Source organism: Burkholderia sp. LMG 13014 (assembly GCF_905232215.1).
Taxonomy (GTDB): domain Bacteria; phylum Pseudomonadota; class Gammaproteobacteria; order Burkholderiales; family Burkholderiaceae; genus Burkholderia.
Genome location: NZ_CAJNKE010000040.1, coordinates 1 through 25,198, shown reverse-complemented (window position 1 = coordinate 25,198; position 25,198 = coordinate 1). Strand labels below are relative to the sequence as shown.

The 25,198-nt window shown below is 68.3% G+C and carries 23 protein-coding genes and 1 pseudogene; 13 read left to right on the top strand and 11 right to left on the bottom strand.

Going from position 1 to position 25,198, the window contains the following annotated elements:
- Nucleotides 1-668, bottom strand: a 668-nt coding sequence (locus JYJ84_RS08000) for a PrpR N-terminal domain-containing protein (protein ID WP_205189155.1), incomplete at its 3' end; no start/stop codon positions are given.
- A gap of 170 nt (nt 669-838) precedes the next feature.
- On the opposite strand from JYJ84_RS08000, the gene prpB reads away from it, so the two are divergent.
- The 4 genes from prpB to prpF all read left to right on the top strand — a co-directional run bounded on the left by prpB (nt 839) and on the right by prpF (nt 7,106).
- A complete protein-coding gene (gene prpB, locus JYJ84_RS07995) occupies nt 839-1,732 on the top strand; it encodes a methylisocitrate lyase (protein ID WP_011353756.1) in 894 nt (297 codons plus the stop codon).
- A gap of 311 nt (nt 1,733-2,043) precedes the next feature.
- On the top strand, nt 2,044-3,216 hold the full coding sequence (gene prpC / locus JYJ84_RS07990; protein ID WP_174957866.1) for a 2-methylcitrate synthase: 1,173 nt from the start codon (nt 2,044-2,046) through the stop codon (nt 3,214-3,216).
- A gap of 78 nt (nt 3,217-3,294) precedes the next feature.
- Complete coding sequence (gene acnD, locus JYJ84_RS07985; RefSeq protein WP_175222734.1) at nt 3,295-5,889, top strand: Fe/S-dependent 2-methylisocitrate dehydratase AcnD; 2,595 nt, start codon at nt 3,295-3,297, stop codon at nt 5,887-5,889.
- Between the two features lie 26 nt (nt 5,890-5,915).
- Nucleotides 5,916-7,106 carry a 2-methylaconitate cis-trans isomerase PrpF gene (gene prpF / locus JYJ84_RS07980; RefSeq protein ID WP_175222735.1) on the top strand — a complete coding sequence of 397 codons (1,191 nt, stop codon included), beginning with the start codon at nt 5,916-5,918 and terminating at the stop codon, nt 7,104-7,106.
- 57 nt (nt 7,107-7,163) lie between these two features.
- On the opposite strand, the gene JYJ84_RS07975 is transcribed toward prpF, so the two are convergent.
- From JYJ84_RS07975 to JYJ84_RS07945, 7 genes are all read right to left on the bottom strand, one after another.
- Nucleotides 7,164-8,102, bottom strand: coding sequence for an alpha/beta hydrolase (locus JYJ84_RS07975; RefSeq protein WP_175222736.1), 939 nt, complete (start codon nt 8,100-8,102; stop codon nt 7,164-7,166).
- A 33-nt stretch (nt 8,103-8,135) separates the two neighbouring features.
- A complete protein-coding gene (locus JYJ84_RS07970; protein ID WP_175222737.1) occupies nt 8,136-9,290 on the bottom strand; it encodes an acyl-CoA dehydrogenase family protein in 1,155 nt (384 codons plus the stop codon).
- A 38-nt stretch (nt 9,291-9,328) separates the two neighbouring features.
- Nucleotides 9,329-10,651 (bottom strand): MFS transporter, encoded by a 1,323-nt coding sequence (locus JYJ84_RS07965; protein ID WP_175222738.1) that lies wholly within the window; start codon nt 10,649-10,651, stop codon nt 9,329-9,331.
- Nucleotides 10,652-10,661: 10 nt separating this feature from the next.
- Entirely contained in the window at nt 10,662-11,714 is a 1,053-nt protein-coding gene (locus JYJ84_RS07960; protein ID WP_175222739.1) for a porin, read from the bottom strand.
- 84 nt (nt 11,715-11,798) lie between these two features.
- Complete coding sequence (locus tag JYJ84_RS07955; RefSeq protein ID WP_175222740.1) at nt 11,799-12,599, bottom strand: enoyl-CoA hydratase/isomerase family protein; 801 nt, start codon at nt 12,597-12,599, stop codon at nt 11,799-11,801.
- The gene (locus JYJ84_RS07950; protein WP_175222741.1) at nt 12,596-13,816 is read right to left on the bottom strand and encodes a CaiB/BaiF CoA-transferase family protein; all 1,221 of its coding nucleotides are present in this window, start codon (nt 13,814-13,816) and stop codon (nt 12,596-12,598) included. Before JYJ84_RS07950 ends, JYJ84_RS07955 begins: the two co-directional genes overlap by 4 nt.
- A 64-nt stretch (nt 13,817-13,880) precedes the next feature.
- Entirely contained in the window at nt 13,881-14,663 is a 783-nt protein-coding gene (locus JYJ84_RS07945; protein ID WP_122948248.1) for a crotonase/enoyl-CoA hydratase family protein, read from the bottom strand.
- 134 nt (nt 14,664-14,797) lie between these two features.
- Between JYJ84_RS07945 and JYJ84_RS07940 the strand changes: the two genes are divergently transcribed.
- The 4 genes and pseudogenes from JYJ84_RS07940 to JYJ84_RS07925 all read left to right on the top strand — a co-directional run.
- Nucleotides 14,798-15,565, top strand: a complete 768-nt coding sequence (locus JYJ84_RS07940; protein ID WP_175222742.1) for an IclR family transcriptional regulator — start codon at nt 14,798-14,800, stop codon at nt 15,563-15,565.
- A gap of 86 nt (nt 15,566-15,651) precedes the next feature.
- On the top strand, nt 15,652-16,704 hold the full coding sequence (locus tag JYJ84_RS07935; RefSeq protein ID WP_175222743.1) for a CaiB/BaiF CoA-transferase family protein: 1,053 nt from the start codon (nt 15,652-15,654) through the stop codon (nt 16,702-16,704).
- Nucleotides 16,705-16,845: 141 nt separating this feature from the next.
- Nucleotides 16,846-17,094 carry a type II toxin-antitoxin system Phd/YefM family antitoxin gene (locus JYJ84_RS07930; protein WP_175222744.1) on the top strand — a complete coding sequence of 83 codons (249 nt, stop codon included), beginning with the start codon at nt 16,846-16,848 and terminating at the stop codon, nt 17,092-17,094.
- Nucleotides 17,087-17,365: pseudogene (locus JYJ84_RS07925) on the top strand (type II toxin-antitoxin system RelE/ParE family toxin); the annotation flags it as partial. The gene JYJ84_RS07930 and the pseudogene JYJ84_RS07925, both read left to right, overlap by 8 nt.
- A 117-nt stretch (nt 17,366-17,482) precedes the next feature.
- Here the strand turns inward: JYJ84_RS07925 and JYJ84_RS07920 are convergent.
- Nucleotides 17,483-17,926, bottom strand: coding sequence for a PaaI family thioesterase (locus JYJ84_RS07920; RefSeq protein WP_122948244.1), 444 nt, complete (start codon nt 17,924-17,926; stop codon nt 17,483-17,485).
- A 269-nt stretch (nt 17,927-18,195) separates the two neighbouring features.
- Between JYJ84_RS07920 and JYJ84_RS07915 the strand changes: the two genes are divergently transcribed.
- The gene (locus tag JYJ84_RS07915; protein WP_175222746.1) at nt 18,196-19,815 is read left to right on the top strand and encodes a methyl-accepting chemotaxis protein; all 1,620 of its coding nucleotides are present in this window, start codon (nt 18,196-18,198) and stop codon (nt 19,813-19,815) included.
- Here the strand turns inward: JYJ84_RS07915 and JYJ84_RS07910 are convergent.
- Complete coding sequence (locus tag JYJ84_RS07910) at nt 19,788-20,897, bottom strand: AGE family epimerase/isomerase (protein ID WP_175222747.1); 1,110 nt, start codon at nt 20,895-20,897, stop codon at nt 19,788-19,790. The genes JYJ84_RS07915 and JYJ84_RS07910 overlap by 28 nt on opposite strands.
- 114 nt (nt 20,898-21,011) lie before the next feature.
- On the opposite strand from JYJ84_RS07910, the gene JYJ84_RS07905 reads away from it, so the two are divergent.
- The 4 genes from JYJ84_RS07905 (at nt 21,012) to JYJ84_RS07890 (ending at nt 24,291) form a co-directional block, all read left to right on the top strand.
- Complete coding sequence (locus JYJ84_RS07905; RefSeq protein ID WP_174957853.1) at nt 21,012-21,710, top strand: MgtC/SapB family protein; 699 nt, start codon at nt 21,012-21,014, stop codon at nt 21,708-21,710.
- 92 nt (nt 21,711-21,802) lie between these two features.
- On the top strand, nt 21,803-23,305 hold the full coding sequence (locus JYJ84_RS37640; protein WP_240201843.1) for a flagellar hook-length control protein FliK: 1,503 nt from the start codon (nt 21,803-21,805) through the stop codon (nt 23,303-23,305).
- Nucleotides 23,306-23,480: 175 nt separating this feature from the next.
- Nucleotides 23,481-23,636, top strand: a complete 156-nt coding sequence (locus JYJ84_RS07895; RefSeq protein ID WP_006481665.1) for a hypothetical protein — start codon at nt 23,481-23,483, stop codon at nt 23,634-23,636.
- Between the two features lie 175 nt (nt 23,637-23,811).
- Complete coding sequence (locus JYJ84_RS07890) at nt 23,812-24,291, top strand: GNAT family N-acetyltransferase (RefSeq protein ID WP_175222454.1); 480 nt, start codon at nt 23,812-23,814, stop codon at nt 24,289-24,291.
- Between the two features lie 230 nt (nt 24,292-24,521).
- Here JYJ84_RS07890 and JYJ84_RS07885 read toward each other — a convergent pair.
- On the bottom strand, nt 24,522-25,198 hold a 677-nt coding region (locus JYJ84_RS07885), incomplete at its 5' end, for a cation-translocating P-type ATPase (RefSeq protein WP_205189154.1).

The following is a 25,198-nucleotide window of genomic DNA, read 5'->3' as shown; positions in this document are numbered from 1 at the left end:
ACCACACCGTCGCGCAAGTGCTGGAGCAGGTTGTCGAGCCGCTGGCGGCGGAACGCCTCGGCATGCGTCGCATACGCGACTTCGAGCGCCGTATCGACGGCCTTGCGCACCGATGCGTGCGAATACAGGAACACCGCGCCCATGCCGGCGCTGGCCGCGAGATCGGTGACGAGGCCGGGGCCGACGATCGTCTCGATGCCGCGGTCGCGCAGTTCGTGCACGCAGGCTTCCGCTTCCTGCGCGGACTGATATGACGCAAACTGCACGTCGAGGCCGTACGCGGCGACGAAGCGGCGCACTTCGGGCGGCGTTTCTCCGGCGCTGACGAGTGCGATCCGCGACGCATCTCGCCGGGCGCGCGCGAGCGCCTGCATCACGTCGAAGCCGGTCGGCGACACGACCACCACCGGCACCTGCGCACGCGTCTTCAGGAAGGCGCCGTTCGAGCCGGCCGCGACGATTACGTCGGGCCGCGCGGTGCCGGCCTCGGCGATCGCGCTGAGCGCATCCTCATAGGCGCGCGTCACGATGCGCACGTCGGCGCGTTCGTCGAATTCGCCGGCGATCTCGCGAAACAGTTCGCGCAGGCGGCTGATGCCCATCGCCCAGATGCGCGGGCGCGCCGCGCGATCGGCCGGGCCGACGGGTTTGGTCGAGGAGAGGTCCATGACGGTCGATTATGCGCGTGCGATTTCATTTTTGAAACGTGAAATTGCCGAATTGAAATCTCCGGGTGCGGCATCGCCCGTGCCGGTTGCTTAAGAATCAGTGGGTTAGCGACATTCCGCAAGCTGGCCCGGTCCTTGCTGTTAATGGTCGTTCCTTCAGGAGGCCGTTCATGAGCAATACGCATCTTCAGAGCGCCGGCGCGAAATTCCGCGCGGCAGTCGCGGCGGAGCAGCCGCTGCAGGTGGTCGGCGCGATCACTGCCTACGCAGCCAAGATGGCACAGGCCGTCGGCTTCAAGGCCGTATATCTGTCGGGTGGCGGCGTCGCCGCGAACTCGCTCGGGATCCCCGACCTCGGCATCAGCACGATGGAAGACGTGCTGATCGACGCGAACCGGATCACCAACGCAACCGACCTGCCGCTGCTGGTCGACATCGATACCGGCTGGGGCGGCGCGTTCAACATCGCGCGCACGGTGCGCTCGTTCATCAAGGCCGGCGTCGCGGCCGTGCACCTGGAAGACCAGGTCGGCCAGAAGCGCTGCGGCCACCGTCCGGGCAAGGAAGTCGTGCCGGTCGAAGAAATGGTCGATCGCGTCAAGGCGGCGGTCGATGCGCGTACCGACGACCAGTTCGTGATCATGGCGCGTACCGACGCGGCTGCCGCCGAAGGGATCGACTCGGCGATCGAGCGTGCGGTGGCCTACGTCGAAGCCGGCGCGGACATGATCTTCCCGGAAGCGATGAAGTCGCTCGACGACTACCGCCGCTTCAAGGCAGCCGTGAAGGTGCCGATCCTCGCGAACCTGACCGAATTCGGCTCGACGCCGCTGTTCACGCTCGACGAGCTGCGCGAAGCGAACGTCGACATCGCGCTGTACTGCTGCGGCGCATATCGCGCGATGAACAAGGCCGCGCTGAACTTCTACGAGACGCTGCGCCGCGACGGCACGCAGAAGGCAGCCGTGCCGACGATGCAGACGCGCGCCGAACTGTATGACTTCCTCGGCTATCACGAATACGAGCGCAAGCTCGACGAGCTGTTCGCGCAGGGCAAGAAGTAACGCGCCCGCGCGCCGGGATTCGATTCCGGAACGTTTTGCATGGGGCCGGACCAGGCGCTGAAGCGCCAGGTCTGGCCGACAGCTTCGCATCGGTCGGGCCCGGCGCCGCGGCGCCGGTTCAACCGACAGCTTTGCATGGGGCGCGGACTAGGCGCTGAAGCGCCAAGTCCGGCCGACCGCGAAGCATGGGGCCGCACTAAGCGCTAAAGCGCTAAATCCGGCCGACCGCGAAGCATGGGGCCGGACTAAGCGCTAAAGCGCCAAGTCCGGCCGACAGCTGATACCCCCGATACACATTGGAGAGCAGAAACATGAGCGAGACGAAAGACGCAGCAGCACCGGCCGCCGCAGGCGCATTCAAGCCGAAGAAGTCGGTGGCGCTGTCGGGCGTGACGGCGGGCAACACGGCGCTGTGCACGGTCGGCAAGACCGGCAACGACCTGCACTATCGCGGCTACGACATTCTCGACGTCGCCGAATCGTGCGAATTCGAGGAAATCGCGCACCTGCTCGTTCACGGCACGCTGCCGAACCTGACCGAACTGGCCGCGTACAAGGCGAAGCTGCGCGCGCTGCGCGGCCTGCCGAACGCGTTGAAGGCGGCGCTCGAGCAGATCCCGGCGTCCGCGCACCCGATGGACGTGATGCGCACGGGCGTGTCGGTGCTCGGCACCGTGCTGCCGGAGAAGGACGACCACAACCTGCCGGGCGCGCGCGACATCGCCGACCGCCTGATGGCTTCGCTCGGCTCGATGCTGCTGTACTGGTATCACTTCTCGCACAACGGCAAGCGCATCGAGACGGAAACCGACGACGACTCGATCGGCGGCCACTTCCTGCACCTGCTGCACGGCAAGACGCCGTCGAAGTCGTGGGTCGAAGCGATGCATACGTCGCTGATCCTGTACGCAGAGCACGAATTCAACGCGTCGACGTTCACCGGCCGCGTGATCGCGGGCACGGGCTCGGACATCTACTCGGCGATCACCGGCGCGATCGGCGCGCTGCGCGGGCCGAAGCACGGCGGCGCGAACGAAGTCGCGTATGAGATCCAGAGCCGCTACAGCTCGCCGGACGACGCCGAAGCCGACATCCGCCGCCGCGTCGAGAACAAGGAAGTCGTGATCGGCTTCGGCCACCCGGTCTACACGATCTCCGATCCGCGCAACAAGGTGATCAAGGGCGTCGCGCACAAGCTGTCGAAGGAAGCGGGCGACCTGAAGCTGTACAACATCGCCGAGCGCCTCGAATCGGTGATGTGGGACGCGAAGAAGATGTTCCCGAACCTCGACTGGTTCAGCGCGGTGTCGTATCACATGATGGGCGTGCCGACCGCGATGTTCACGCCGCTGTTCGTGATCTCGCGCACGTCCGGCTGGAGCGCGCACATCATGGAGCAGCGCATCGACAACAAGATCATCCGCCCGAGCGCGAACTACACCGGTCCGGAAGACCTGCAGTTCGTACCGATCGAAAAGCGCTGAAATGCCCACCGTGCACACCGGCCTCCCGCGTGACGGGGGCCGGGGTGCGCCGGACGCCATACCCGAGTTCCCCACACCATGAATACCGCCAACCGCAAACCCCTGCCCGGCACGTCGCTGGACTATTTCGACGCGCGCGCCGCGGTCGAAGCGATCGCGCCCGGTGCCTACGACACGCTGCCGTACACGTCGCGCGTGCTCGCCGAAAACCTCGTGCGCCGCTGCGATCCGGCGATCCTTGCCGATTCGCTGAAGCAGATCATCGAGCGCAAGCGCGAACGTGATTTCCCGTGGTTCCCGGCACGCGTCGTGTGCCACGACATCCTCGGGCAGACGGCGCTCGTCGATCTCGCCGGCCTGCGCGATGCGATCGCCGACGGCGGTGGCGACCCGGCGAAGGTGAACCCGGTCGTGCCCGTGCAGCTGATCGTCGACCACTCGCTCGCCGTCGAATGCGGCGGCTTCGATCCGGACGCGTTCGCGAAGAACCGCGCGATCGAGGATCGCCGCAACGAGGATCGCTTCCACTTCATCGAGTGGACGAAGAAGGCGTTCGAGAACGTCGACGTGATCCCGCCGGGCAACGGCATCATGCACCAGATCAACCTCGAGAAGATGTCGCCGGTGATCCAGGCGCAAGACGGCGTCGCATATCCGGACACCTGTGTCGGCACCGACAGCCACACGCCGCACGTCGACGCGCTCGGCGTGATCGCGATCGGCGTCGGCGGCCTCGAAGCGGAGAACGTGATGCTCGGCCGCGCGTCGTGGATGCGCCTGCCCGACATCATCGGCGTCGAGCTGACCGGCAAGCGCCAGCCCGGCATCACCGCGACCGACGTCGTGCTCGCGCTGACCGAATTCCTGCGCAAGGAAAAGGTGGTCGGCGCATACCTGGAATTCCGTGGCCCGGGCGCGGCGAGCCTCACGCTCGGCGATCGCGCGACGATCTCGAACATGGCACCCGAATACGGCGCGACGGCCGCGATGTTCTTCATCGACGGCCAGACGACCGACTACCTGCGCCTCACCGGCCGCAGCGACGAGCAGGTGAAGCTCGTCGAGACCTACGCGAAGGTGGCCGGCCTGTGGGCCGATACGCTGAACAACGCGCAGTACGAGCGCACGCTGACGTTCGACCTGTCGAGCGTCGTGCGCAACATGGCTGGCCCGTCGAACCCGCACAAGCGGCTGCCGACGTCCGACCTCGCCGCGCGCGGGATCGCCGGCCAGTGGGAAGAGAAGGCGGGCGAGATGCCCGACGGCGCGGTGATCATCGCCGCGATCACGAGCTGCACGAACACCAGCAACCCGCGCAACGTGATTGCAGCGGCCTTGCTCGCACGCAATGCGAATGCGCGCGGCCTGACGCGCAAGCCGTGGGTGAAGAGCTCGCTCGCGCCCGGCTCGAAGGCGGTCGAGCTGTACCTGGAAGAAGCGAACCTGCTGCCCGAACTCGAGAAGCTCGGCTTCGGCATCGTCGCGTTCGCGTGCACGACCTGCAACGGGATGTCGGGCGCGCTCGACCCGAAGATCCAGCAGGAAATCGTCGATCGCGACCTGTACGCGACCGCCGTGCTGTCCGGCAACCGCAACTTCGACGGCCGCATCCACCCGTATGCGAAGCAGGCGTTCCTCGCGTCGCCGCCGCTGGTCGTCGCGTATGCGATCGCCGGCACGATCCGCTTCGATATCGAGAAGGACGTGCTCGGCCACGACCAGGACGGCAAGCCCGTCACGCTGAAGGACATCTGGCCGACCGACGAGGAGATCGATGCGATCGTCGCGTCGAGCGTGAAGCCCGAGCAGTTCCGCAAGGTCTACGAGCCGATGTTCGCGCGTAGCGCCGATGCGGGCGAGCGTGCGGCGCCGCTGTACGACTGGCGCGCACAGAGCACGTACATCCGCCGTCCGCCGTACTGGGAAGGCGCGTTGGCCGGCGAGCGCACGCTGCAGGGCATGCGCCCGCTCGCGGTGCTCGGCGACAACATCACGACCGACCACCTGTCGCCGTCGAACGCGATCCTGCTGAACAGCGCGGCCGGCGAATACCTCGCGAAGATGGGCCTGCCGGAAGAGGACTTCAACTCGTACGCGACGCACCGGGGAGACCACCTGACCGCGCAGCGCGCGACCTTCGCGAACCCGACGCTGATCAACGAGATGGCGATCGTCGACGGCGCGGTGAAGAAGGGCTCGCTCGCGCGCGTCGAGCCGGAAGGCAAGGTCATGCGGATGTGGGAAGCGATCGAGACGTACATGAATCGCAAGCAGCCGCTGATCGTCGTGGCCGGCGCCGACTACGGCCAGGGTTCGTCGCGCGACTGGGCCGCGAAGGGCGTGCGGCTCGCGGGCGTCGAGGCGATCGCCGCCGAAGGTTTCGAGCGGATCCACCGCACGAACCTGATCGGGATGGGCGTGCTGCCGCTCGAGTTCAAGCCGGGTACCAACCGGACGACGCTCGGCATCGACGGCACCGAAACCTTCGACGTGATCGGCGAGCGCACGCCGCGCGCCGACCTGACGCTCGTGATTCACCGCAAGAACGGCGAGCGCGTCGAGGTGCCGATGACGTGCCGGCTCGATACGGCCGAGGAAGTGTCGATCTACGAAGCGGGCGGCGTGCTGCAGCGCTTCGCACAGGACTTCCTCGAATCGTCGCAGGCGGCTTGATCGGGTCACACAGGGATAACGCACACATGGCTCACACTCCTCAAATCAGGATTCCCGCGACCTATATTCGCGGCGGCACCAGCAAGGGCGTGTTCTTCCGGCTGCAGGACCTGCCGGACGCCGCGCAGGCGCCGGGCGCCGCGCGCGACGCGCTGCTGCTGCGCGTGATCGGCAGCCCCGATCCGTACGGCAAGCAGATCGACGGGATGGGCGGCGCGACGTCGTCCACCAGCAAGACGGTGATCGTGTCGAAGAGCGCGCGGCCCGGCCACGACGTCGACTACCTGTTTGGCCAGGTCTCGATCGACAAGGCGTTCGTCGACTGGACCGGCAACTGCGGCAACCTGTCGGCGGCGGTCGGCCCGTTCGCGATCAGCGGCGGGCTGGTCGATCCGGCACGCGTGCCGCGCGACGGTGTCGCCGTCGTGCGGATCTGGCAGGCGAACATCGGCAAGACGATCGTCGCGCACGTGCCGGTGACGAACGGCGCGGTGCAGGAGACGGGCGACTTCGAGCTGGACGGCGTCACCTTCCCGGCCGCCGAGGTGCAGCTCGAGTTCATGGATCCGGCCGCCGAGGAAGAAGGCGCGGGAGGCTCGATGTTCCCGACCGGCAACCTCGTCGACGATCTCGTGGTACCGGGCGTCGGCACGCTGAAGGCGACGATGATCAACGCGGGGATCCCGACGATCTTTGTCGAAGCGGAAGCGATCGGCTACACGGGCACCGAGCTGCAGGACGCGATCAACGGCGATGCGAAGGCGCTCGAGAAGTTCGAGATGATCCGTGCGCACGGCGCGCTGCGCATGGGCCTGATCGACACGCTCGATGAAATCGCGACGCGGCAGCACACGCCGAAGATCGCGTTCGTCGCGAAGCCGGCCGATTACGTCGCATCGAGCGGCAAGCGCGTGAATGCGGGCGACGTCGACCTGCTGGTGCGCGCGATGTCGATGGGCAAGCTGCACCACGCGATGATGGGCACGGCGGCGGTCGCGATCGGCACGGCCGCGGCGATCCCCGGCACGCTCGTCAACCTGGCGGCGGGCGGTGGCGAACGCAACGCGGTGCGCTTCGGCCATCCGTCGGGCACGCTGCGCGTCGGCGCGGAAGCGCAGCTCGAAAACGGTGAGTGGACCGTCACCAAGGCGATCATGAGCCGCAGCGCACGCGTGCTGATGGAAGGCTGGGTGCGCGTGCCGGGCGACGCGTTCTGAGCGTTGCCGGTTGGGCGGTGCAGATGCGGGCGGCTTCGGCCGCCCGCGTCGTTTTCGTCATCCGTGCAGGAACCGGCGCAGCGCATCGTGGCTGAGGCGGCGCGCCGTTTCGGACACGCGCGCGCTCGGCACGATGTCGAAACCATGTACGCCGCCGGGGAGCACGTGCAGTTCGGTCGGCACGCCCGCGCGAAGCAGGCGCTGCGCGTAGTCGAGATTTTCGTCGAGGAACAGGTCGAGCGAGCCGACCGACACGAACGCGGGCGGCAGGCCGTCGAGCCGTGTGGCGCGTGCGGCGGCGGCATATGGCGACACGCCGTCGAGGCCCGGTGCGTGACCCAGCAGCGCGCTCCAGCCGAATAAGTTGTTGGCCGCATGCCAGACGAACTCGCCGGCATGCGGATGCGGCGCGCGCGTGCAAGTGCGATCGTCGAGCATCGGATAGATCAGGTGCTGGAATGCGAGCCGGTATTCGCCGCGGTCGCGTGCCAGCAGCGCCAGCGCGGCGGCGAGCCCGCCGCCCGCGCTTTCGCCTGCCACGCCGATCCGCGCCGGGTCGATGCCGAGCGCATCGGCCTGGCGGAAGACCCACGCGAGCGCCGCGTAGCAGTCCTCGATCGCGCCGGGAAACACGGTTTCCGGCGCAAGGCGGTAGTCGATCGAGATCAGCGCGCAGCCGAGCTGCGTCACGAGCGAGCGGTGTACCGCCTCGAGATCCTTCGCCGCGCCGCGCACGTAGCCGCCGCCGTGCATGTGGACGATCGCCGGGAGCGGGCGCGCGCCGGCCTCGGGCAGGTAGACGAGGACCGGAACGTCCGGCGCGCCGGACGGACCGGGCACGGCACGGCGTTCGAGGGTGCTGCCGGCGAGGTCGGGCGGTGGCAGCGGCAGCACGCGTTCGCGCGACTGCGCGAGGTTGTCGGCGCTGAGCGTGACGGTCGGCCAGACCGCGAGCAGCGGGCGGATTTCAGGATCGACGAGTTGCAGGGTATCCAACGCATGGCTCCATCGTGACGGTGGGGCGCACGTTCACAGCACGCTGCGCGCGACGACCCAACGGTGAACCTCGGTCGGGCCTTCGAAGATGCGCATCAACCGCGCTTCGCTGGCCATCTGCTGTAACGGCATTTCCTTCGTCATGCCCATCGCGCCGAGCGTCTGCATCGCATGATCGATGACGCTCGATGCCATTTCGGTTGCGAACACCTTGACCATCGAGATCTGCGTGCGCGCATCCTGCCCGGCATCCACGCGTGCGGCAGCTTCGTAGGTCATGAGGCGGCACGCGTGGATCTGCGTGAGCGCGTCGGCGACCCACCACTGGACCGCCTGGCGTTCCGCGAGCGGCACACCGAAGGTCGTGCGCTGTTTCGCATGGTCGCACAGCATCGCCACCGCGCGCTCGGCGCGGCCGATGCACCAGGCGGCCATCTCCAGCCGCCGGTTCGCGAGCCGTGCCTGCATCGGCGCGAACCCGGCGCCTTCCCGGCCCAGCAGTTGCGCGGCGGGAATGCGGCAGTTCTCCAGCACGATTTCATACGTGGACAGCCCGCCGATCATCGGGATCCGGCGTTCGATGATGAAGCCCGGCGTGTCGCGCTCGACGATGAACGCCGACATGCCGCCGCGCTTGCCCTTGCTTCGATCGGTGAGCGCCATCACGATCGTCCAGTCGGCTTCGGTCGCATGGCTGATCCAGATCTTGCGGCCGTTCAGCACCCAGCTGTCGCCGTCACGCACGGCCGTCGTGGACAACGCGCCCGGATCCGAGCCGGCCCCCGGCTCGGAGATCGCCATCGCCGCCCGCGTGACGCCGCGTGCGTACGGGTCGAGATAGCGCGCGCGCTGCGCGTCGTCGGCCACTTCGCACAGCATCCGCAGGTTCGGTGAGTCCGGCGGCAGGATGTACGGGGTCACGGTCGTGCCGATCGCTTCGTTCACGCCGACCATCGCGACGGCCGGCAGGTCGGCGCCGCCCGCATCGAGCGGCGCGTCGAGCCCCCACAGGCCGAGCTGCCGCGAGCGCTCGTCGAGGTGCGCGCGCTCGTCGTCGAGCAGTCCGAAGCGCTGGCCGTCGGCCTCGCGCGCCATCACGGCCGCTTCGAGCGGCATCAGTTCGTCCTTCACGAAGCGTGCGACGAGGTCCCGGATCATCCGGTGATCGAGTTCGAGTTCGAAATTCATGAGAGTCGATGAGGGTGAGGAGGGAAATGCCGACGCGGTCAGCCCGCGTCCGGACGAGACGATGCGCGGGCGCGCAGCGTGAACAGCAACGCGACGGCACCGGCTGCGAGCAGCGCCGCGTTGAAATAGAGTCCGCCGCGCATCGACCCGGTGGCCGTGTTGAGCACGCCCATCAGGAACGGACTCGCGAACCCGCCGATCGCACCGGACATCGTGATCGCCGCGATCGCGACCGCCATCGAACGTTTCGGCAGCGCGAGCCCGGGCAGCACCCAGAACGCCGGTAACGTCGCGGCGTGCGTCGCGACCGCGACGCAGAGGGCGATCATCATGGGTGTCGTGCCGGTGACGCGCGCCAGCCCGACGAGCGCCGCTGCGCACGCGATCATCGCGAATGCGCCGTGCCCGCGCCATTCGCGCCGGCGTTCGGTGCGCCAGCCCATCCCGAGCATGCCGACGATCCCGCACAGGTAGGGCAGCGCGGACAGCAGCCCGATCTGCATCGCGCCACGCAGGCCGCCGCGATGAAGAATCACGGGCATCCAGAACACCAGCGCATAGCCGGCGGCCGCGATCGCGAAATTGCCCGTGCACAGCAGCCAGAAATCGCGGTGCGCGAGCAGCGGGCGGGCCATGTTCGCCTCCGGCGTGCCGGCTTCAGCCTGCGTATGCGCGGCGCGCAGCGCGGCCTTGTCGGCGTCTGACAGCCAGCGCGCGTCGTCCGGCCGGTCGTCGAGGAAACGCAGTGCGACGAAGCCGAGCACGCTGCTCGGCAGTCCTTCCACGAGGAACAGCCATTGCCAGCCGCTCAGGCCGGCGGCGCCGTCGAAGTACGACAGGATCGCGCCCGATACTGGGCCGGCGATCATCCCCGCGAGGTACAGCGCGGTCATGAAGAGCGCGAACGCTTTCGCGCGCTGCTTCGGCGGATACCATGCGCCGAGATAGAACAGGATGCCGGGGAAAAAGCCGGCCTCGAACACACCCAGCAGGAAGCGGCATGCGTAGAACTGCGCGGGCGTCGTGACGAACATCGTCGCGGCCGAGCCGAGCCCCCACAGCACCATGATCCGGGCGATCGTCCTGCGCGCGCCGATCCGCGCAAGCAGCGCGTTGCTCGGAATCTCGAGCGCCATGTAGCCGATGAAGAAGATGCCTGCGCCGAGCCCGTAGACGGCGTCGGAGAAGTGCAGTTCGGCCGCCATCTGCGCGTGCGCGAAGCCGATGTTGATCCGGTCGATGAACGACAGCGTGTAGCAGAGGATCAGAAACGGCAGCAGCCGGCGCGAGATCCGGCGGTAGAGCGCCGGCGTCGCGCCATCGTCCGTTGCGGCCGGGTGGGTCGAAAGGGTTGGGGTCATGAGCACTCCGTCAGAAGCGGTGAACGAGGCCGAACGCGAACACCTGCTCGGTGCCGCCCGGTTGCGGCTGCAGGCCGACGACGACCGTGTTGCGGGCGTCGCCGCCGTTCTTCATGTAGAGATAGCGTGCGTAGAGCGATGTCCGCTTCGACAGCGGGTGGTCGTACCCGATGCCGAGCGCGGTCGCGTCGTTCGCGGAGCCTTTCACGTCGCGGCGCACGACCGAGACGAGCACGCGATCGAGCGCGCCGACGTCGATCGACGCGCCGGCACTCGCGGTCGAGAACGCGGGCAGGTTCGGCGCCGTGCTGACGCCGTAGAGAAACGCGGCGTACAGCTTGACGTGCGCGAACGCGTAGTTGGCCGCGAACACGTAGTGGCGGGTCGTCGACGGGGACACGACGGGCGACAGGTTGCCGGCCGACGTGTCGCCCTGGAAGCCGGCGCCGACGTAGAGCCCGCCGATCCGGTACTGGAGCCCCGCGCCGTAGTTGCGGCCGGCCTGCGTGGACAGCGCGTTCGGCGTCGGGAAGCCGTACGTGGCCATCACGCGCAGGCCGTTCCAGTCAGGGCTCAGGTACGACGCCGCCTGGTTGAAGCGCGGAATCGGCGGCGTCGTGTTGCTGGTGATCGTGTCCGTCGACGTCGCGAGCAGCGCGAGCGGCGACAGCCGTTCGTTGAGCCCGAACGGATCGCCGTCATAGACGACGTAGAACAACGGCGTGTATTGCCGGCCGAGCCGGAGGTCGCCGTAGCGCGCGTTCTGCAGCGCGACATAGGCCTGCCGGTAGAACAGCGTGCCGCCCTGGAACGACCCGTCGGCCGGCGAGAAGCCGCTTTCCAGCACGAACTTCGTCGACGTGCCGCCGCCGAGATCCTCGACGCCCGTCAGCCCGAACCGGCTCGTCGACGATCCGCCGCCGCTTTGCCGCACGCTCGACAGACTGCCGACGCGATCGAATTCGACGTAGCTGTCGACCACCCCGTATAACGTGACCGACGACGCGTGCGCCGATGTGGCGCATAGCACGCACGCGCCGACCAGGAATGCTTTCCGTTGCATGAAGGTGTCTCCGTTCCATGTTTTTTTCGCGCGCCCGCGTTCTGGGAGCGGTTGCGCGCGTGATGCCGCCGTGTTGCGTCGGGCTCAGCGCCCCTTGAATACCGGCTTGCGCTTCTCGAGGAACGCGCGGGCGCCCTCGATCCGGTCCTCGCTCGCATAGACGTCGGGGCCGACGTCCAGCCGCAGCGCGGCGGCTACCGGCAGCCCCTGGCTGCGGGTCGCGGTTTCCTTGATGCGGCGGATCGTGAGCGGCGCATTCCCGGCGATCGTCTGCGCCAGTTCGCGCACGGTGTCGTCGAGTGCGGCGCCGGGGACGACGCGGTTCAGCAACCCGGCGCGCTGCGCCTCGTCCGCGTCGAAGCGGCGGCCCGTGAACAGCAGCTCCATCGCGATCGCGCGCGGCAACATGCGCGGCAGCAGCACGCTCGCGAAGTTCGCGCCCATGCCGACGCGTGCTTCGGGCAGCGCGAAATACGCGTGATCGGCGGCGATCCGCAGGTCGCAGGCGAGCGCGATCTCGCAGCCGCCGCCGATGGCGTAGCCGTTGACTGCCGCGATGGTCGGCTTGCGCAGCTCGAGGATCAGCTCGTGCACGTTGCGTGCGAGCCCGCGCATCGGCTGCATCCCGCGCATCTCGGGGTCGCCGAGATCGATGCCCGCGCTGAACGCGCGTTCGCCCGCCCCGCGGATCACGATGACGCGAATCGACGGGTTGTCGTCGAGCGTGACGAGTTCGTCGCACAGCCGCCGGATCGCTTCGGCGGACAGCGCATTGGCGACGTGCGGACGATGGATCGTCAGCCACGCGATGCCGCTGTCGTCGTTGCGCAGGATCGACGGGGCGTCGTCGCCCGTCAGCGAAGAGAACGAGCCGGATGGGGTCATGACGCGCTCCCGGTGGCGTCCGCACGCGTGTCGTGGAGCACGCCCGCTTGCCGTAGCGCATCCCGGCGCGCCGCGTCGATGCCGAGCGTGTCGAGCACGGCGTCGGTGTCGGCGGCGAATGGCTGGGGCGGCCGGCGTATCGATCCGGGCGTGCGCGAGAGTTTGGCGGGGACGCCCGCGCCGGTGTACGTGTCGGTCTTGACGAACATCGCGTTGTGCGCGGCTTGCGGGTGGCCGAACGCATCGGCGATGGTGTTCACCGGGCCCGTCGCGACGCCGGCGTTCAGCAGCCGCTCGACGATGTCGTCGGCATGCAGTTCGGCGGTCAGCTGGCCGAGCAGCGCATCGAGCGCATCGCGATGCGCGACGCGCTTCGCGTTGGTCGCGAACCGTGGATCGCGCGCCAGCTCGGGCACGCCGAGCGTTTCGACGAGCCGCGCGAACGTGCGGTTGTTGCCGGCGCCGGTCGAGATCGGCTTGTCCTTGCACGGATAGACGCCGTACGGCGCGATCGCGGCATACACGTTGCCGGTCGCGACGGGCACCTCGCTGGTTGCCATCCAGGTCGTGCTGACCGGATGCAGCATCGACAGCGCGGTGCTGAACAGGTCGATGTCGACGTGCTGCCCGAGGCCGGAGCGGGTCCGTTCGACCAGCGCGAGCAGGACGCTCGACACGGCGCTCAGGCCCGCCGCGTAGTCGACGACCGGGAACGGCACCTTGAGCGGCATGCCGCCCGGCTCGCCGTTGATCGACATGAAGCCGGCGAGGCCCTGCGCGACGGCGTCGTAGCCCGGAAACCGCGCCAGCGGGCCGCCGGTGCCGTATCCGGAGATCGAGCAGTGGACGAGGCGCGGGAAGCGCTCGCGCAGGCAGTCGTCGTAGCCGATGCCCCAGCGTTCGAGCGTGCCCTGCTTGAAGTTGTCGATCAGCACGTCGGCCGTGTCGAGCAGGCGGAACAGCACGTCGCGGCCGTCCGGATGCGACAGGTCGAGCGCGAGATTGCGCTTGTTGCGGTTGAGCCCCCAGTAGTAGCTGGAGATGCCGCTCGGCATCGCGGGCCCCCAGTCGCGCGTTTCGTCGCCTTGCGGCGGTTCGATCTTGATGACGTCCGCGCCGTGGTCGGCGAGCGTCTGCGCGCAGAACGGCCCCGCGTAGACGCGGCTCAGGTCGACCACGCGCACGCCTGCGAGTGCGCCTTCGGTACTGCTTGTCATGACGATGTTTCCTTCGATGTGGAATTCGGGTGGCCGGCACGCCGGCATGCGATGCGTCGCGGATTCAACCGCGCGCGGCGAACAGTGCGTTCACGGCTTCGCGGTGTTCGGGGGTGGCGTGCGCGAACGCCTGGTACGACGCCGACAGGTCGAGCAGCGTGTCGAGGCTCGCGTGGCGGCCTTCGCGCAGCAGCCGCTTGGTCAGGCGCAACGCGGTGCCCGAATGCCGGGCGATGCGGCCGGCCAGTTCAAGCGCGTGCGCAAGGAGATCGCCGTCGGGAACGACACGCGATACGAGCCCGCAGCGCAGCGCTGCCTGTGCGTCCAGCGCATCGCCCGTGAACGACATTTCCGCGGCGACGGCGGCGCCGACGATCTGCGGCAGGAACCACGCGCCACCGTCACCGGGCACGAGGCCGAGGGCGATGAAGCTCTCGGCGAAGCGGGCACGTTCGGCGGCGATGCGGATGTCGCACATGCACGCGAGATCGGTACCGGCGCCGATGGCCGGGCCGTTGATCGCCGCGATGGCCGGCACTTCGAGGTGCTGGAACGCGTGCGCAATGCGCTGGATGCCGCGGCGATAGCTTGTCCGGATCGCGGCGAGGTCATGCGGGTCCGATTCCATGAACGCGCGCATCGCCTTGACGTTGCCGCCCGACGAGAACGTCGTGCCGGCGCCGGTCAGCACCAGCACGCGGATCGATTCGTCGCGGTTCGCGTCGTCGCAGCATTCGGTCAGTGCGTCGATCGCATCGTTGTCCGAAATGGCGTTGCGTGTTTCCGGACGGTTCATCGTGACGGTCAGGATCGGTCCCTGCCGTTCACGGATCAGAAAGGCTGTCATGGTGTCTCCGAGTGTTCCGTGCCGCGCGACTTCACGCCGCGGGCCGAAGCCTAGTATCGTCACGACGGTTGGCGCCGGGAAATTCCGTTCCACATACGTGGAACGCTCGCCCGGTGGCGTGAGGAGGCGGCGGGATGAGCGGAAACGTGGTCAAGAGCGCGGCGCGCGTGTTTGAAGTGCTGGAGCTGTTCAGCGCATTGCAGCGGCCGCTGAGCGTGCGGGAGATCGCCACGCGCTGCGGCTATCCGGGGTCCAGCGCGGCGGCGCTGCTGACCAGCATGAAGGCGCTCGGCTATCTCGCGTACGACGACGCCACCCATACGTATGCGCCCACTGCGCGGCTCGTCAATCTCGGCGAAGCGCTCGTCGATTCGACGGCAGGCAGCCGGCGGTACTGGCATACCGTCGCAAAGCGGCTGGCGGTCCGCACGCGCGAGGCCGTCGTGATCGCGGTGCAGAGCGACCTGTACGTGCAGTACATCGATACGGTCGAGGGCGTGCATACGCTTCCGATCCAGTTCTACGCGCCGATCGGCACGCGTCGCGAGATCTGCATGTCGAGCCTCGGCTGGGCGCTGCTGAGCCTCCAGCCGGACAGCACGATCCGCCGGCTCGTGTCGCGCAGCATCCGCCGGCTCGGCAAGTCGGGCCGGACGATCGACGAGGATGTCGTGCTCGACAAGGTCGAACAGACGCGCCGGTTCGGCTATTCCTATTCGGCGAACACGGTCACGCAGGGCGCGGCGATGATCTCGATGGTGATCGCGGACGGCTGGAACGGCCTGCCGCTGGCCATGGGGGTGGCCGGGCCGGTCGAGCGGATCGACGCGCAGCGCGACGCGATCGTGCGGGCGATGCGGGAGGCGCTGGCCGGGCAGCGGCCGGATGCCGCGACGGGCTAGCCGGCTGACGTTGGCGCGCGCAGGCATTCGCATAGAATCGGGAGGTTTCGTTACTCCTGTTCCGGCTGTATTCCAGCGAGGTCGCCATGCCATTGAACACGCCGCTTTCCGGCATCCACATCGTCGAATTCGAAGGGCTTGGCCCCGGCCCGCTGGCGGGCTGGATACTCGCCGGGATGGGCGCGCGGATCACGCTGATCGCGCGCCCGGCCGGCCGCACGAGCGCGCCGGATGCGTTGAAGGCCAGCGACGGCGACCTGCTGCGCGAAGGCAAGACGATCGTCGAACTCGACTTGAAGTCGCCAGCCGGCCGCGAGGCCGCGCTCGACCTGGTCGCGCAGGCCGATGCGCTGATCGAGGGCCTGCGGCCCGGCGTGATGGAGCGGCTCGGCCTCGGGCCCGACGATTGCGCACGCCGCAATCCGAAGCTCGTGTACGGTCGGATGACCGGCTGGGGCCAGCATGGGCCGCTGGCGGCTGCGGCAGGGCACGACCTGAACTACGTCGCGTTGACGGGGCTGCTGTCGCTGTCCGCGCCGCGCGACGGCCGGCCGGGGGTGCCGCCGACCGTCGTCGGCGATGCGGGCGGCGCGCTCGGGCTCGCGTTCGGGATCGTCTGCGCGCTGTTCGACGTACGCGGCGGCGGGCCAGGGCGCGTGGTCGACGGCGCGATCGTCGACATCGTGTCGATGCTAGGCTCGCTCGCGCTGTGGGCGCGCGCGAACGGGCAGCTCGACGGCGCGCAGCCGAGCCTCTTTCACGACGCGCCGTTCTACGACGTGTACCGCTGCGCGGATGGCGAATGCGTGACGATCGGCGCGCTCGAGCCGCCGTTCTATGCGCTGCTGGTCGAGCGGCTCGGGCTGACCGACGTCGATCCGGCGTCGCAGTACGATCGCGCGCGCTGGCCCGCGCTGAAGGCCCGCTTCGCCGACGTGTTCGCGCAGCAGCCGTCCGCACACTGGCGTGCGCTGCTCGAAGGCACCGACGCGTGTTTCGCGCCGGTGCTGAGCATGGCCGACGCGGCCGCGCATCCGCACAACGCGGCGCGCGGGATCTATCGGACGGATGACAATGGCAACGTGCGGGCGCGCGTGGCGCCGCGGTTTCTGCCGTTGGCGGGGGATGGGGCGGAGTAGGCACGCCGGCATGTCGAGGTCGTCGAACTGGTCGCGAAATGTACTTCACTGCAAGGCTTCGCGAGTGGAGGGCGCCAGTTATGGTGCTGAATTTGGTGCCAAATTAGATGCAACCGCCGTTCTGTAGAAGAGGGAGTTGATATGCCTCATACCATTCTGGCCAACGTTATCGCGAGCGTTTCCGAACTGAAGCGGAACCCGATGGGCACGGTCGCGGCGGGAGGAGGTTTCCCGGTTGCGATTCTGAATCGCAACGAGCCCGCGTTCTATTGCGTCCCGGTGACGACATGGGAGGCGATGGTCGAACGTCTGGGGGATATCGGAGACAACGCGCTGGTCGACAAGCGCACCAAGGGGAAAGTCGTCAAAGTCAAGCTGAACGACCTTTGAACTTCAATTTCTCGAACCGGCGCTGAAGGAGCGGACGATGCTCGATCGCACCGTTCGCGACCAGTTCAAATGCCGGCTCGCCGAGCGGCTCGAGAATCCTCGGATACTGTCTGCAAAGCTGCGGGGTCATCCGGACCGCTACAAGATCAAGCTGCGCAGCGTCGGTTACCGGCTTGTATACGAAGTGCGCGATTCGGAAGTGCTCGTACTGGTCGTGGCGGTCGGTCGACGTGAGCGCGATGCGGTCTATCTTGCCGCGATGAAGCGTTAGAACCACATGTGCCACACATGGAAGCGGCAAGCTTGTCCGCCTATCTGACCGCTCGGCTCGTCTACGCGCTCATCGTCTTCTGGATGAACGGGCGATCCTTCAAGCGCGGGGAACCGCTCACGCCGTTTCCTCCGGCGCATCCGGCATCTTGCCGTCGCCGACACGGTTGATCGTGCCCTGCGCGATCGCGACGAGCCGCTCGTGATCGCCGTCGATGACGAACACATGACACTGGCAGGTCGCCTGGTGCCGGCCCGCATAGACGAGCTTCGCGCGGGCGACGAGCGTGCCGCTCACGGCCGGCCGCAGGTAGTTGATCTTGTATTCGGCGGTGATCACGCGCGGGCCGAGCACGAGCGCGCCGGCGAACGTCAGCGCATTGTCCGCGAGGTAGCTGATGACGCCGCCGTGCACGAAACCGTGCTGCTGCCGCAGTTCCTCGCGCACGGGCAGGCACAGCGACACTTCGTTGTCGCCGATATGCATCAGCTCCGTGCCCAGCAGCATGCTGAACGGTTGCGCACGCAATGCGCCGCGCGCGTGATCCGTGATGTCGGTCATCGAACTTCCTTCGAAATGAGTGCCCGCTTGCGCTGAACTCTAGGAAGGGGGCTGCGGATAAGCAAGGAAATTCGTCCGCGTTTCGTGCGATTTCTGGTGCGATGCGACGCGATTATTGCGTCGAATGCCGTAGATTTCCCCGTTTGCGGGCCATTCGGCGGGAATGCGCGGGCAACGCGCACTTTGCCGCCGTCCATTCCTAAAGTCCGACGAAGAAATGCCGCTAATGCCGGGGCATTGCCTCATCGTCCGCTTTCAGGAATTCCCCCATGTTCGGAAAAATCAAGCTCGCGTCGGGTCTGCTCGGCGTGTTGACCGTGTTCTGCCTCTTCCTGTTCGCGATCGAGGCGCTCGGTTTCTGGGCGCTCAAGTCGACGCGCAGCGGCGTCGACGATCTGTCGAACGTCGCGATCGCGCAGGTCGACGCGGCCAGCCAGGCGACCCAGCAGCTGCTCGACGCGCGCATCAACCTGTCGCGCGCCGGCACGCGGATGGTGCGCGGCGGCCCGAAGCCGGAAGACATCATCCGCCATGCCGGCGCTTCGCTCGCGGAGGCGGACAAGGCGTTCGCCGCGCTGACGGCCGCGCAGCCGGTCGACGATACCAACCGCGCGCGCGTCGCGGCGCTCGCCGAGCGCTATCGCGCACTGCGCGGCGCGCTGGGCGAACTCGTGCAGTTCCTCGATGCCGACAACATCCAGGCCTTCCTCGACCAGCCGACGCAGAGCATCCAGGACGCCTATATCGCCGAGTTGCATCGCTTCACCGACTATGGCGGCACGTCGAGCCGCACGGCGCTCGACACGATCGATGGCGGCATGCTCTGGTTCAAGTCGGTCGGCATCGTGCTGCTGGTGGCGATGCTCGTCGCGAGCGCGGCGATCTACGCAGCCGCGCGGCGCGCGGTCGTCGCACCGCTGGAGGAAGCCGGCCGCCATTTCGAGCGGATCGCGCAGGGCCGGCTCGATGAAGTCGTGCGGGCGGGCGGCGTGTTCGAGATCGACCGGATGCTGCGTAGCCTCGCCGCGATGCAGACGAGCATCGCGGGCACCGTGCGCACGGTGCGCCACGCGTCCGACGCGATCCACCTCGGCGCGGGCGAGATCGCGGGCGGCAACGCCGACCTGTCGGCGCGCACCGGCACCCAGGCCGCATCGCTCGAGGAAACGGCCGCGAGCATGGAGGAACTGACGGCGACCGTCCGGCAGAACACCGACAGCGCACGCGCGGCGAGCGCGCTGGCCGATGCGGCGCTCGAGGCGACGAGCCACGGCGGCGGCGTGGTCGACAGCGTGATCGACCGGATGCGCGGCATCGCGCAGAGCTCGGGGCGGATCGCGGAGATCATCTCGGTGATCGACGGCATCGCGTTCCAGACCAACATCCTTGCGCTGAACGCGGCCGTCGAGGCCGCGCGGGCCGGTGAACAGGGGCGCGGCTTCGCGGTCGTCGCGGGCGAAGTGCGCTCGCTCGCGCAGCGCAGCGCGCAATCGGCGAAGGAAATCAAGGCGCTGATCGAGGATTCGGTCGCGCAGATCAATGGCGGCGCGGAGCTCGTCGAGCGCGCCGGCGACGCGATGCGGACGGTGTCGGCGTCGATCACGCGCGTCGTGCAGACGATGTCCGAGATCACCGCGGCGTCGGTCGAGCAGAGCGTCGGGATCGAGCAGGTGAACCAGGCCGTCACGCAGATGGATCAGCTCACGCAGCAGAACGCGGCGCTGGTGGAGGAGGTCGCGGCGGCGGCCGCGTCGCTGAACGACCAGACCGCGCACCTGATGCAGGCGGTGTCGGTGTTCGAACTGGGCGATGGCCGCGCCGCACGCGGCGAACGCGCGGCGCCGTCGTTCGCCGAGACGGGTTACGCGTCGGCCGGCAGCGCCGCGTAGGCGGTCGCGAGGTGGTAGGGCGTCGTCGACGGCATGTCGGCGCGCGCCACCTGCCCGTCAGCCGTCTTGCACTCGAACCAGCCGCGCGGATGCAGGAAGCGCGCGGCGAACTGCTCGATCTGCCGCGCGAGCGGTGCGGAGGCCGGCGTGCCGCCGTGCGTCGCGAGCGCGCGCAGGTATTCGGTCTGCGCCCAGATCCGCTGCGTGCCGTCGATGCACGCGCCTTGCGCGTCGAGCGCCGCACAGACGCCGCCCGTCTGCGGATCGACGCCGTATTGCTCCGCGAACACGAACGCGCGCGCCAGCGCGCCGGGGAGCCCGGTCTGCGCGAGCCGCGCACCGGCCGCATCGACCAGATAGAACCATTCGAACTGATGGCCGGGCTCGAAACGGTTGTCGGCCGCGCCGAGCGGCAGCTCGGCCACGCAGCCGGTCGCCGCGTCGACGAACGTGTGCTCGATGGCCTGTGCGGTGCGCACGAGCGCGTCGTCGAACGCCGCGTCGCCGAATGCATCGGCAGCCGCGAGCCAGGCTTCGGTCAGGTGCATCAGCGGATTCTGCAGTGCCCCGCTGCCGGATGACGAGAAATCGGCGTGGCGCGCCGCGTCGAGCAGCGCGTCGCCGCGGTGCGGCGCGAAACGGTCCTGAATCAGCGCGGCGGTCTCTTCGGCCGCCTGGCGCGCGGCGGCGTCGCCTGACGCCGCATACCACGCGGCGCACGCGAACACGATGAATGCGTGCGTGTAGAGATCCTTGGTCGTGTCGAGCGGCGCGCCCTGCGCGTCGACGCTGTAGATCCAGCCGCCGTGGCGCGGGTCGCGAAAGCGCCGGCCCAGCGCGTCGAACAGCGTGGCCGCGTGCGCGGTGTCGCCGGCCTGCGCGAACACGAACAGTTGCCGTGCGCAGGCCATGGCGCGATAACGGGTCACGGGCAGCGGCGCGTGGGTGGCCGGATCGACGGCTTCGAACGGCAACTGTAATGTCTGGTCGAACCCTGAACCCCGCCAGATCGGCAAGACGACGTGCGCGAAATGGTGGCGCAGCTGGGCGGCCTGGGCGGAAGCGGAGTCGGAAACGGACATGACGGGGGTGAGCGCTGGGTTCGAAACGTGTCGGCGCGGCCCGGAGAATCGGCGCGGCCGGGGCCAAGGATAAAACATTCCGCACGGCCGGCACCAGAAAAGGAGATAAATCGCATGCTGAGCAACCTGGAACTCGTGATGCGGCTCGTCCTCGCGGCGGCGCTCGGCAGTGTCATCGGCTTCGAGCGCGAGCGGCTGTCGTGGGCGGCCGGCCTGCGCACGCACATGCTCGTATGCGTCGGCTCGACGCTGATCATGATCGTGTCGGCGTTCGGGTTTGCCGATGTGCTGGGCAGCAGCGAGCACATCGTGCTCGATCCGTCGCGGATCGCCGCGCAGGTCGTGTCGGGCATCGGCTTCCTCGGCGCGGGGTCGATCCTGCTGCGCGGGGAGATCGTGCGCGGGCTGACGACCGCCGCGAGCCTGTGGTCGGTCGCTGCGATCGGCCTCGCGGTGGGCGGCGGGCTCTACGTCGCGTCGATTTCGGCGACGATCATCATCCTGATCATCCTGGCCGGCATCAAGCCGCTGGAGCGGCGCTACTTCACGGTGCGCCAGCGGCGCCAGCTCGCGCTGACGGTCGTGAGCGGCGCGCTGAACTTCGATTCGCTGCACGCGGCACTCGGCGCGGACAGCGCGCGCGTGAAGCAGTTCATCGTGCAGCGTGCCGACGACACGGGCGAGCACGACGAGGTGCGCATCGCGCTCGCGCGGGTGTCGGAACTCGAATACCGGGCGATCTGCGACAAGCTGCGCGCGCTGAAGGGCGTGACGCGTTTCGAAGAGGGCAACGGGTTGTCGGGCGACGAATAGGCGGAATCGTCATCGGGGCGTGCGACAATGACCGACTACCGATTCCGTTCGACATCCGGTTCCGCGCTCGCGGGCCCCGCCATCCGATTTCCATGACCGAATCCGTTTCCTCGCCTCGCTCCCCCTCCCACTCCCGTTCCAATCGTTCGTCGGCCCGTTCCCGCCCGCGCTCGGCTGCTGCCGCGGGCAGTACGTCCGCGAGGGCGACGGCGCGGCCCGGCAGTGCGCCGGCCGGCGAGGGCGCGCGGGACGAACGGACGCTCGACCTGTTCGGCGATCCGGTGCTCGAGCCGGGTGAGCGCGCGCCGGTTGCGGCGCGCGACGAAGCGGGCGCGCAAGCCGATGCGGCGGTCGATATCGCGGACGATGTGGCCTCCGGGCGGCAGGCCGCGCTGGACGGGCTCGATGCGACCGGGAGGGCGACCGCGGCAGGGCATGCTGAAGCGGCTGACGGTGCGGTGACGCAGGAAGTCGCGACGGTGGTACACGGTGTTTCGGCGCCTGAAGGCGGGGATGCCGCGAACGTTGATGTTGCGCCGGCTACTGGCGGTGTTGCGGTGAAGGCAGTCGATGTTCCTCTGGCCGAGGGCGTTGCAGCGAAGGCCGCGGATGTGCCTGCGGTCGACGGCGTCGCGACAGTGACGACCGAACTGCAAGCGGCAGATGGTGCTGCGGCGAAGGCGACCGAATCGCAAGCGATTGGTGGTGAAGTCGAGACGGCTGCTGTCGATGCCGCCACGGTCAAATCCCGCGAAGGGCGATCTTCCGGTGACGCTGTGAAGGGGCGTCGTGCGTCGTCTGGCGGCAAACGCCGGGCGGCTGCCGGTGCAAGCGATGTGACAGCGGCGCAATCCGCGCCGGTCGTGACGAGCGTCGATACGGAGCTGGAAGCTGGGTTGAGCCCGGCGCGGGACGCGGTGTCGACGGTCGAGCCGCAGACGCTGGTGCAGCCGGCCAAGCCGGTGGTGGCGGCGAACACGGCGAACACGGCGAACACGGCGAACGCGGCGAACGCGGCGAACACGGCAAACACGGCAAACACGGCAAACACGGCAAACACGGCAAACACGGCAAACACGGCAAACACGGCGAACCCCGCGAACGCCCATGACGCCGCACCGTCGGCCGACGCCACCGTCTCCCCGGTCACGCAGCCGATGGCTTCCGCCGCATCCTTCGTCACGAAGCCGTCGGCGGAACGTGCGCAGTCGGCCGCGCCGGCCTTCGATCCGGATACGCACCTGCGCCCGCTGACCGACCGGCTCGCCGCCCTGCAGGCCGACGTGGACGGGCTGACGCGCGCGGCCGATCGCGAGATGCGCCGCGTCAACCGTCTGCTGCTGGCGCTGGCTGTCGTCGTGCTGGCCGGGCTCGTCGCGCTGGTGATGCAAACGCGGCAGATCGCGCACCTGAAACAGGACGTGGCCACGAAGCAGCAGCGGATCGATCGCCTCGCGGCCGATCTGTCGACGCAGCAGGCGACGCTGATGACGCTCGAGGAGCATCACGAAGCGATGCTGTCGCAAGTCGACCGGCTGCAGCGCAATGCGAATCGCGAGGCGGCCGTCGCGAAGCGTGCTCGTCGCGTGCGTTAATCGTTTCGCCCCTATCCTGGAGGCTAGACGGAGCAAGGATCGCCGTTCTGCATCGGCGATCGGCCGTCGCGCGCATGCGGCAAACTGATGCGGTGTGCTGGCAGAGTTCAGGGAAAACCCTTAGAATGGAGTCCATCTAAGGGAAAACCCTAGCCATATCTGTCAGGAGTCTCACATGAGCTTCATCCTCGCCCTGCTGCAAAAGATCGACGACCTGTTCGTATCCCCGCACCTGCCGCTCGACGCCGAATACTCGTACGCTGCGCGTCGTGCCGAAGCCGAGCGCGTGCGCCGTGCGCACCTCGTGCCGATCGTCCTGTATCGTCGCTGATTCGCTGATTCGCTGATTCGCTGATTCGCTGATTCGCTGATTCGCTGATTCGCTGATTCGCTGATTCGGCGCGGCGCCCGCCGCACCTGCCTGCCCGCTTTCCGCCGCTGCATCGCGCGCCGGCGCGACCGTCCCGCTACACTGGAAGTCCGATTCCGTTCACGGTGACCGGGCCATGCTGCAGATGCGGCCGATGACGGCCAGCGAATTCCACGCGTACCGGACGCGAGCCATCGACGGCTACGCGCACGATCTCGTTTCATCCGGACAAAATGCTGTCGAAGACGCGGCCAGCCGGGCGCGCGCCTGTTTCGACACGCTGCTGCCGGACGGCCTTCGAACCTCCGGCCAGACCCTCGTCATGCTCATCGACGCCGCCAGCGGCGACACGGTGGGCGACCTCTGGTACGCGATCGTGCCCGAAGGGCCGAACCGCACGCTGTTCATCTACGACCTCGACATCGCCCCGTCCCGGCGCCGCCAGGGCTGGGCCACGCGCACGCTTGATGCGCTCGACGCGGAGGCGCGCCGGTACGGCGTCACGGAGATCGGGCTGTCGGTGTTCAACCATAACGCAGCGGCCCGTGCGCTATATCGAGCGTGCGGCTTCGTGCCGATCACGACGACCTTGATCAAGCCGGTCGTTTCGGACTGAATCCGCCGGCCGGCGCCGCGCCGTCATGCGCTGGCGATTCGACTCGCCGCGACTGGCCAACGCTGGCCGACCTCACGATCCTTCCTGTTTGCCAAGCACCAAGCACCAAGCACCAAGCACCAAGCACCAAGCACCAAGCACCGAACGCCGAACGCCGAACGCCGAACGGCCATCCGACCGTTCGGCAATCGCCAACGACACACGTCACCGGCTCGCGCCACCGCCACGCATCACCGCGCGCGGCCCTTCCATCTCCGCAACAGCAGCGCGTTGGTCACGACGCTGACGCTCGAAAACGCCATCGCCGCGCCTGCGATCACCGGGTTCAGCCAGCCGAGCGCCGCGAGCGGCACGCCGACGAGGTTGTAGACGAACGCCCAGAACAGGTTCTGCTGGATCTTCCGGTACGTGCGCCGGGAGATGTCGATCGCGTCGGCGACGAGCGCCGGATCGCCGCGCATCAGCGTGATGCCGGCCGTGTGCATCGCGACGTCCGTGCCGGTCGCCATCGCGATGCCGACATCGGCCGCGGCGAGCGCGGGCGCATCGTTGATCCCGTCACCCACCATCGCGACGATTCCGCCGTGCGTGCGCTTCAGTTCGGCGACGACGCGCGCCTTGTCGTCGGGCAGCACCTGCGCATGCACCTCGCCGATGCCGAGCGCCGCCGCGACGGCTGCCGCGCTGCCGCGGTTGTCGCCCGTCACGAGCACGCTCGCGATGCCGCGCGCCGACAGTGCCGCGATCGCGTCGCGAGCACTGGGCTTCACGGTGTCGCCGAAGGCGATCAGCGCGAGCAACGCGCGCGGCGCATCGGCGCGCATCAGCCACGAGATCGTGTTGCCCGCGCGTTCGAGTTCCGCCGCGCGGGCGTCGAGCGCGGGCGGCACTGCGATGCCGAGTTCGT

Excerpts from the sequence above, each read along its gene's own strand:
- prpF (WP_175222735.1), top strand. The coding sequence starts at position 5,916 with ATGGCTCACACTCCTCAAATCAGGATTCCCGCGACCTATATTCGCGGC.
- JYJ84_RS07915 (WP_175222746.1), top strand. The coding sequence starts at position 18,196 with ATGTTCGGAAAAATCAAGCTCGCGTCGGGTCTGCTCGGCGTGTTGACC.
- JYJ84_RS07960 (WP_175222739.1), bottom strand. The coding sequence starts at position 11,714 with ATGCAACGGAAAGCATTCCTGGTCGGCGCGTGCGTGCTATGCGCCACA.
- JYJ84_RS07970 (WP_175222737.1), bottom strand. The coding sequence starts at position 9,290 with ATGAATTTCGAACTCGAACTCGATCACCGGATGATCCGGGACCTCGTC.
- JYJ84_RS37640 (WP_240201843.1), top strand. The coding sequence starts at position 21,803 with ATGACCGAATCCGTTTCCTCGCCTCGCTCCCCCTCCCACTCCCGTTCC.
- prpB (WP_011353756.1), top strand. The coding sequence starts at position 839 with ATGAGCAATACGCATCTTCAGAGCGCCGGCGCGAAATTCCGCGCGGCA.
- JYJ84_RS07890 (WP_175222454.1), top strand. The coding sequence starts at position 23,812 with ATGCTGCAGATGCGGCCGATGACGGCCAGCGAATTCCACGCGTACCGG.
- JYJ84_RS07935 (WP_175222743.1), top strand. The coding sequence starts at position 15,652 with ATGCCATTGAACACGCCGCTTTCCGGCATCCACATCGTCGAATTCGAA.
- JYJ84_RS07905 (WP_174957853.1), top strand. The coding sequence starts at position 21,012 with ATGCTGAGCAACCTGGAACTCGTGATGCGGCTCGTCCTCGCGGCGGCG.
- JYJ84_RS07910 (WP_175222747.1), bottom strand. The coding sequence starts at position 20,897 with ATGTCCGTTTCCGACTCCGCTTCCGCCCAGGCCGCCCAGCTGCGCCAC.
- JYJ84_RS07965 (WP_175222738.1), bottom strand. The coding sequence starts at position 10,651 with ATGACCCCAACCCTTTCGACCCACCCGGCCGCAACGGACGATGGCGCG.
- JYJ84_RS07950 (WP_175222741.1), bottom strand. The coding sequence starts at position 13,816 with ATGACAAGCAGTACCGAAGGCGCACTCGCAGGCGTGCGCGTGGTCGAC.
- JYJ84_RS07945 (WP_122948248.1), bottom strand. The coding sequence starts at position 14,663 with ATGACAGCCTTTCTGATCCGTGAACGGCAGGGACCGATCCTGACCGTC.
- JYJ84_RS07955 (WP_175222740.1), bottom strand. The coding sequence starts at position 12,599 with ATGACCCCATCCGGCTCGTTCTCTTCGCTGACGGGCGACGACGCCCCG.
- JYJ84_RS07895 (WP_006481665.1), top strand. The coding sequence starts at position 23,481 with ATGAGCTTCATCCTCGCCCTGCTGCAAAAGATCGACGACCTGTTCGTA.
- acnD (WP_175222734.1), top strand. The coding sequence starts at position 3,295 with ATGAATACCGCCAACCGCAAACCCCTGCCCGGCACGTCGCTGGACTAT.
- JYJ84_RS07920 (WP_122948244.1), bottom strand. The coding sequence starts at position 17,926 with ATGACCGACATCACGGATCACGCGCGCGGCGCATTGCGTGCGCAACCG.
- prpC (WP_174957866.1), top strand. The coding sequence starts at position 2,044 with ATGAGCGAGACGAAAGACGCAGCAGCACCGGCCGCCGCAGGCGCATTC.
- JYJ84_RS07940 (WP_175222742.1), top strand. The coding sequence starts at position 14,798 with ATGAGCGGAAACGTGGTCAAGAGCGCGGCGCGCGTGTTTGAAGTGCTG.
- JYJ84_RS07930 (WP_175222744.1), top strand. The coding sequence starts at position 16,846 with ATGCCTCATACCATTCTGGCCAACGTTATCGCGAGCGTTTCCGAACTG.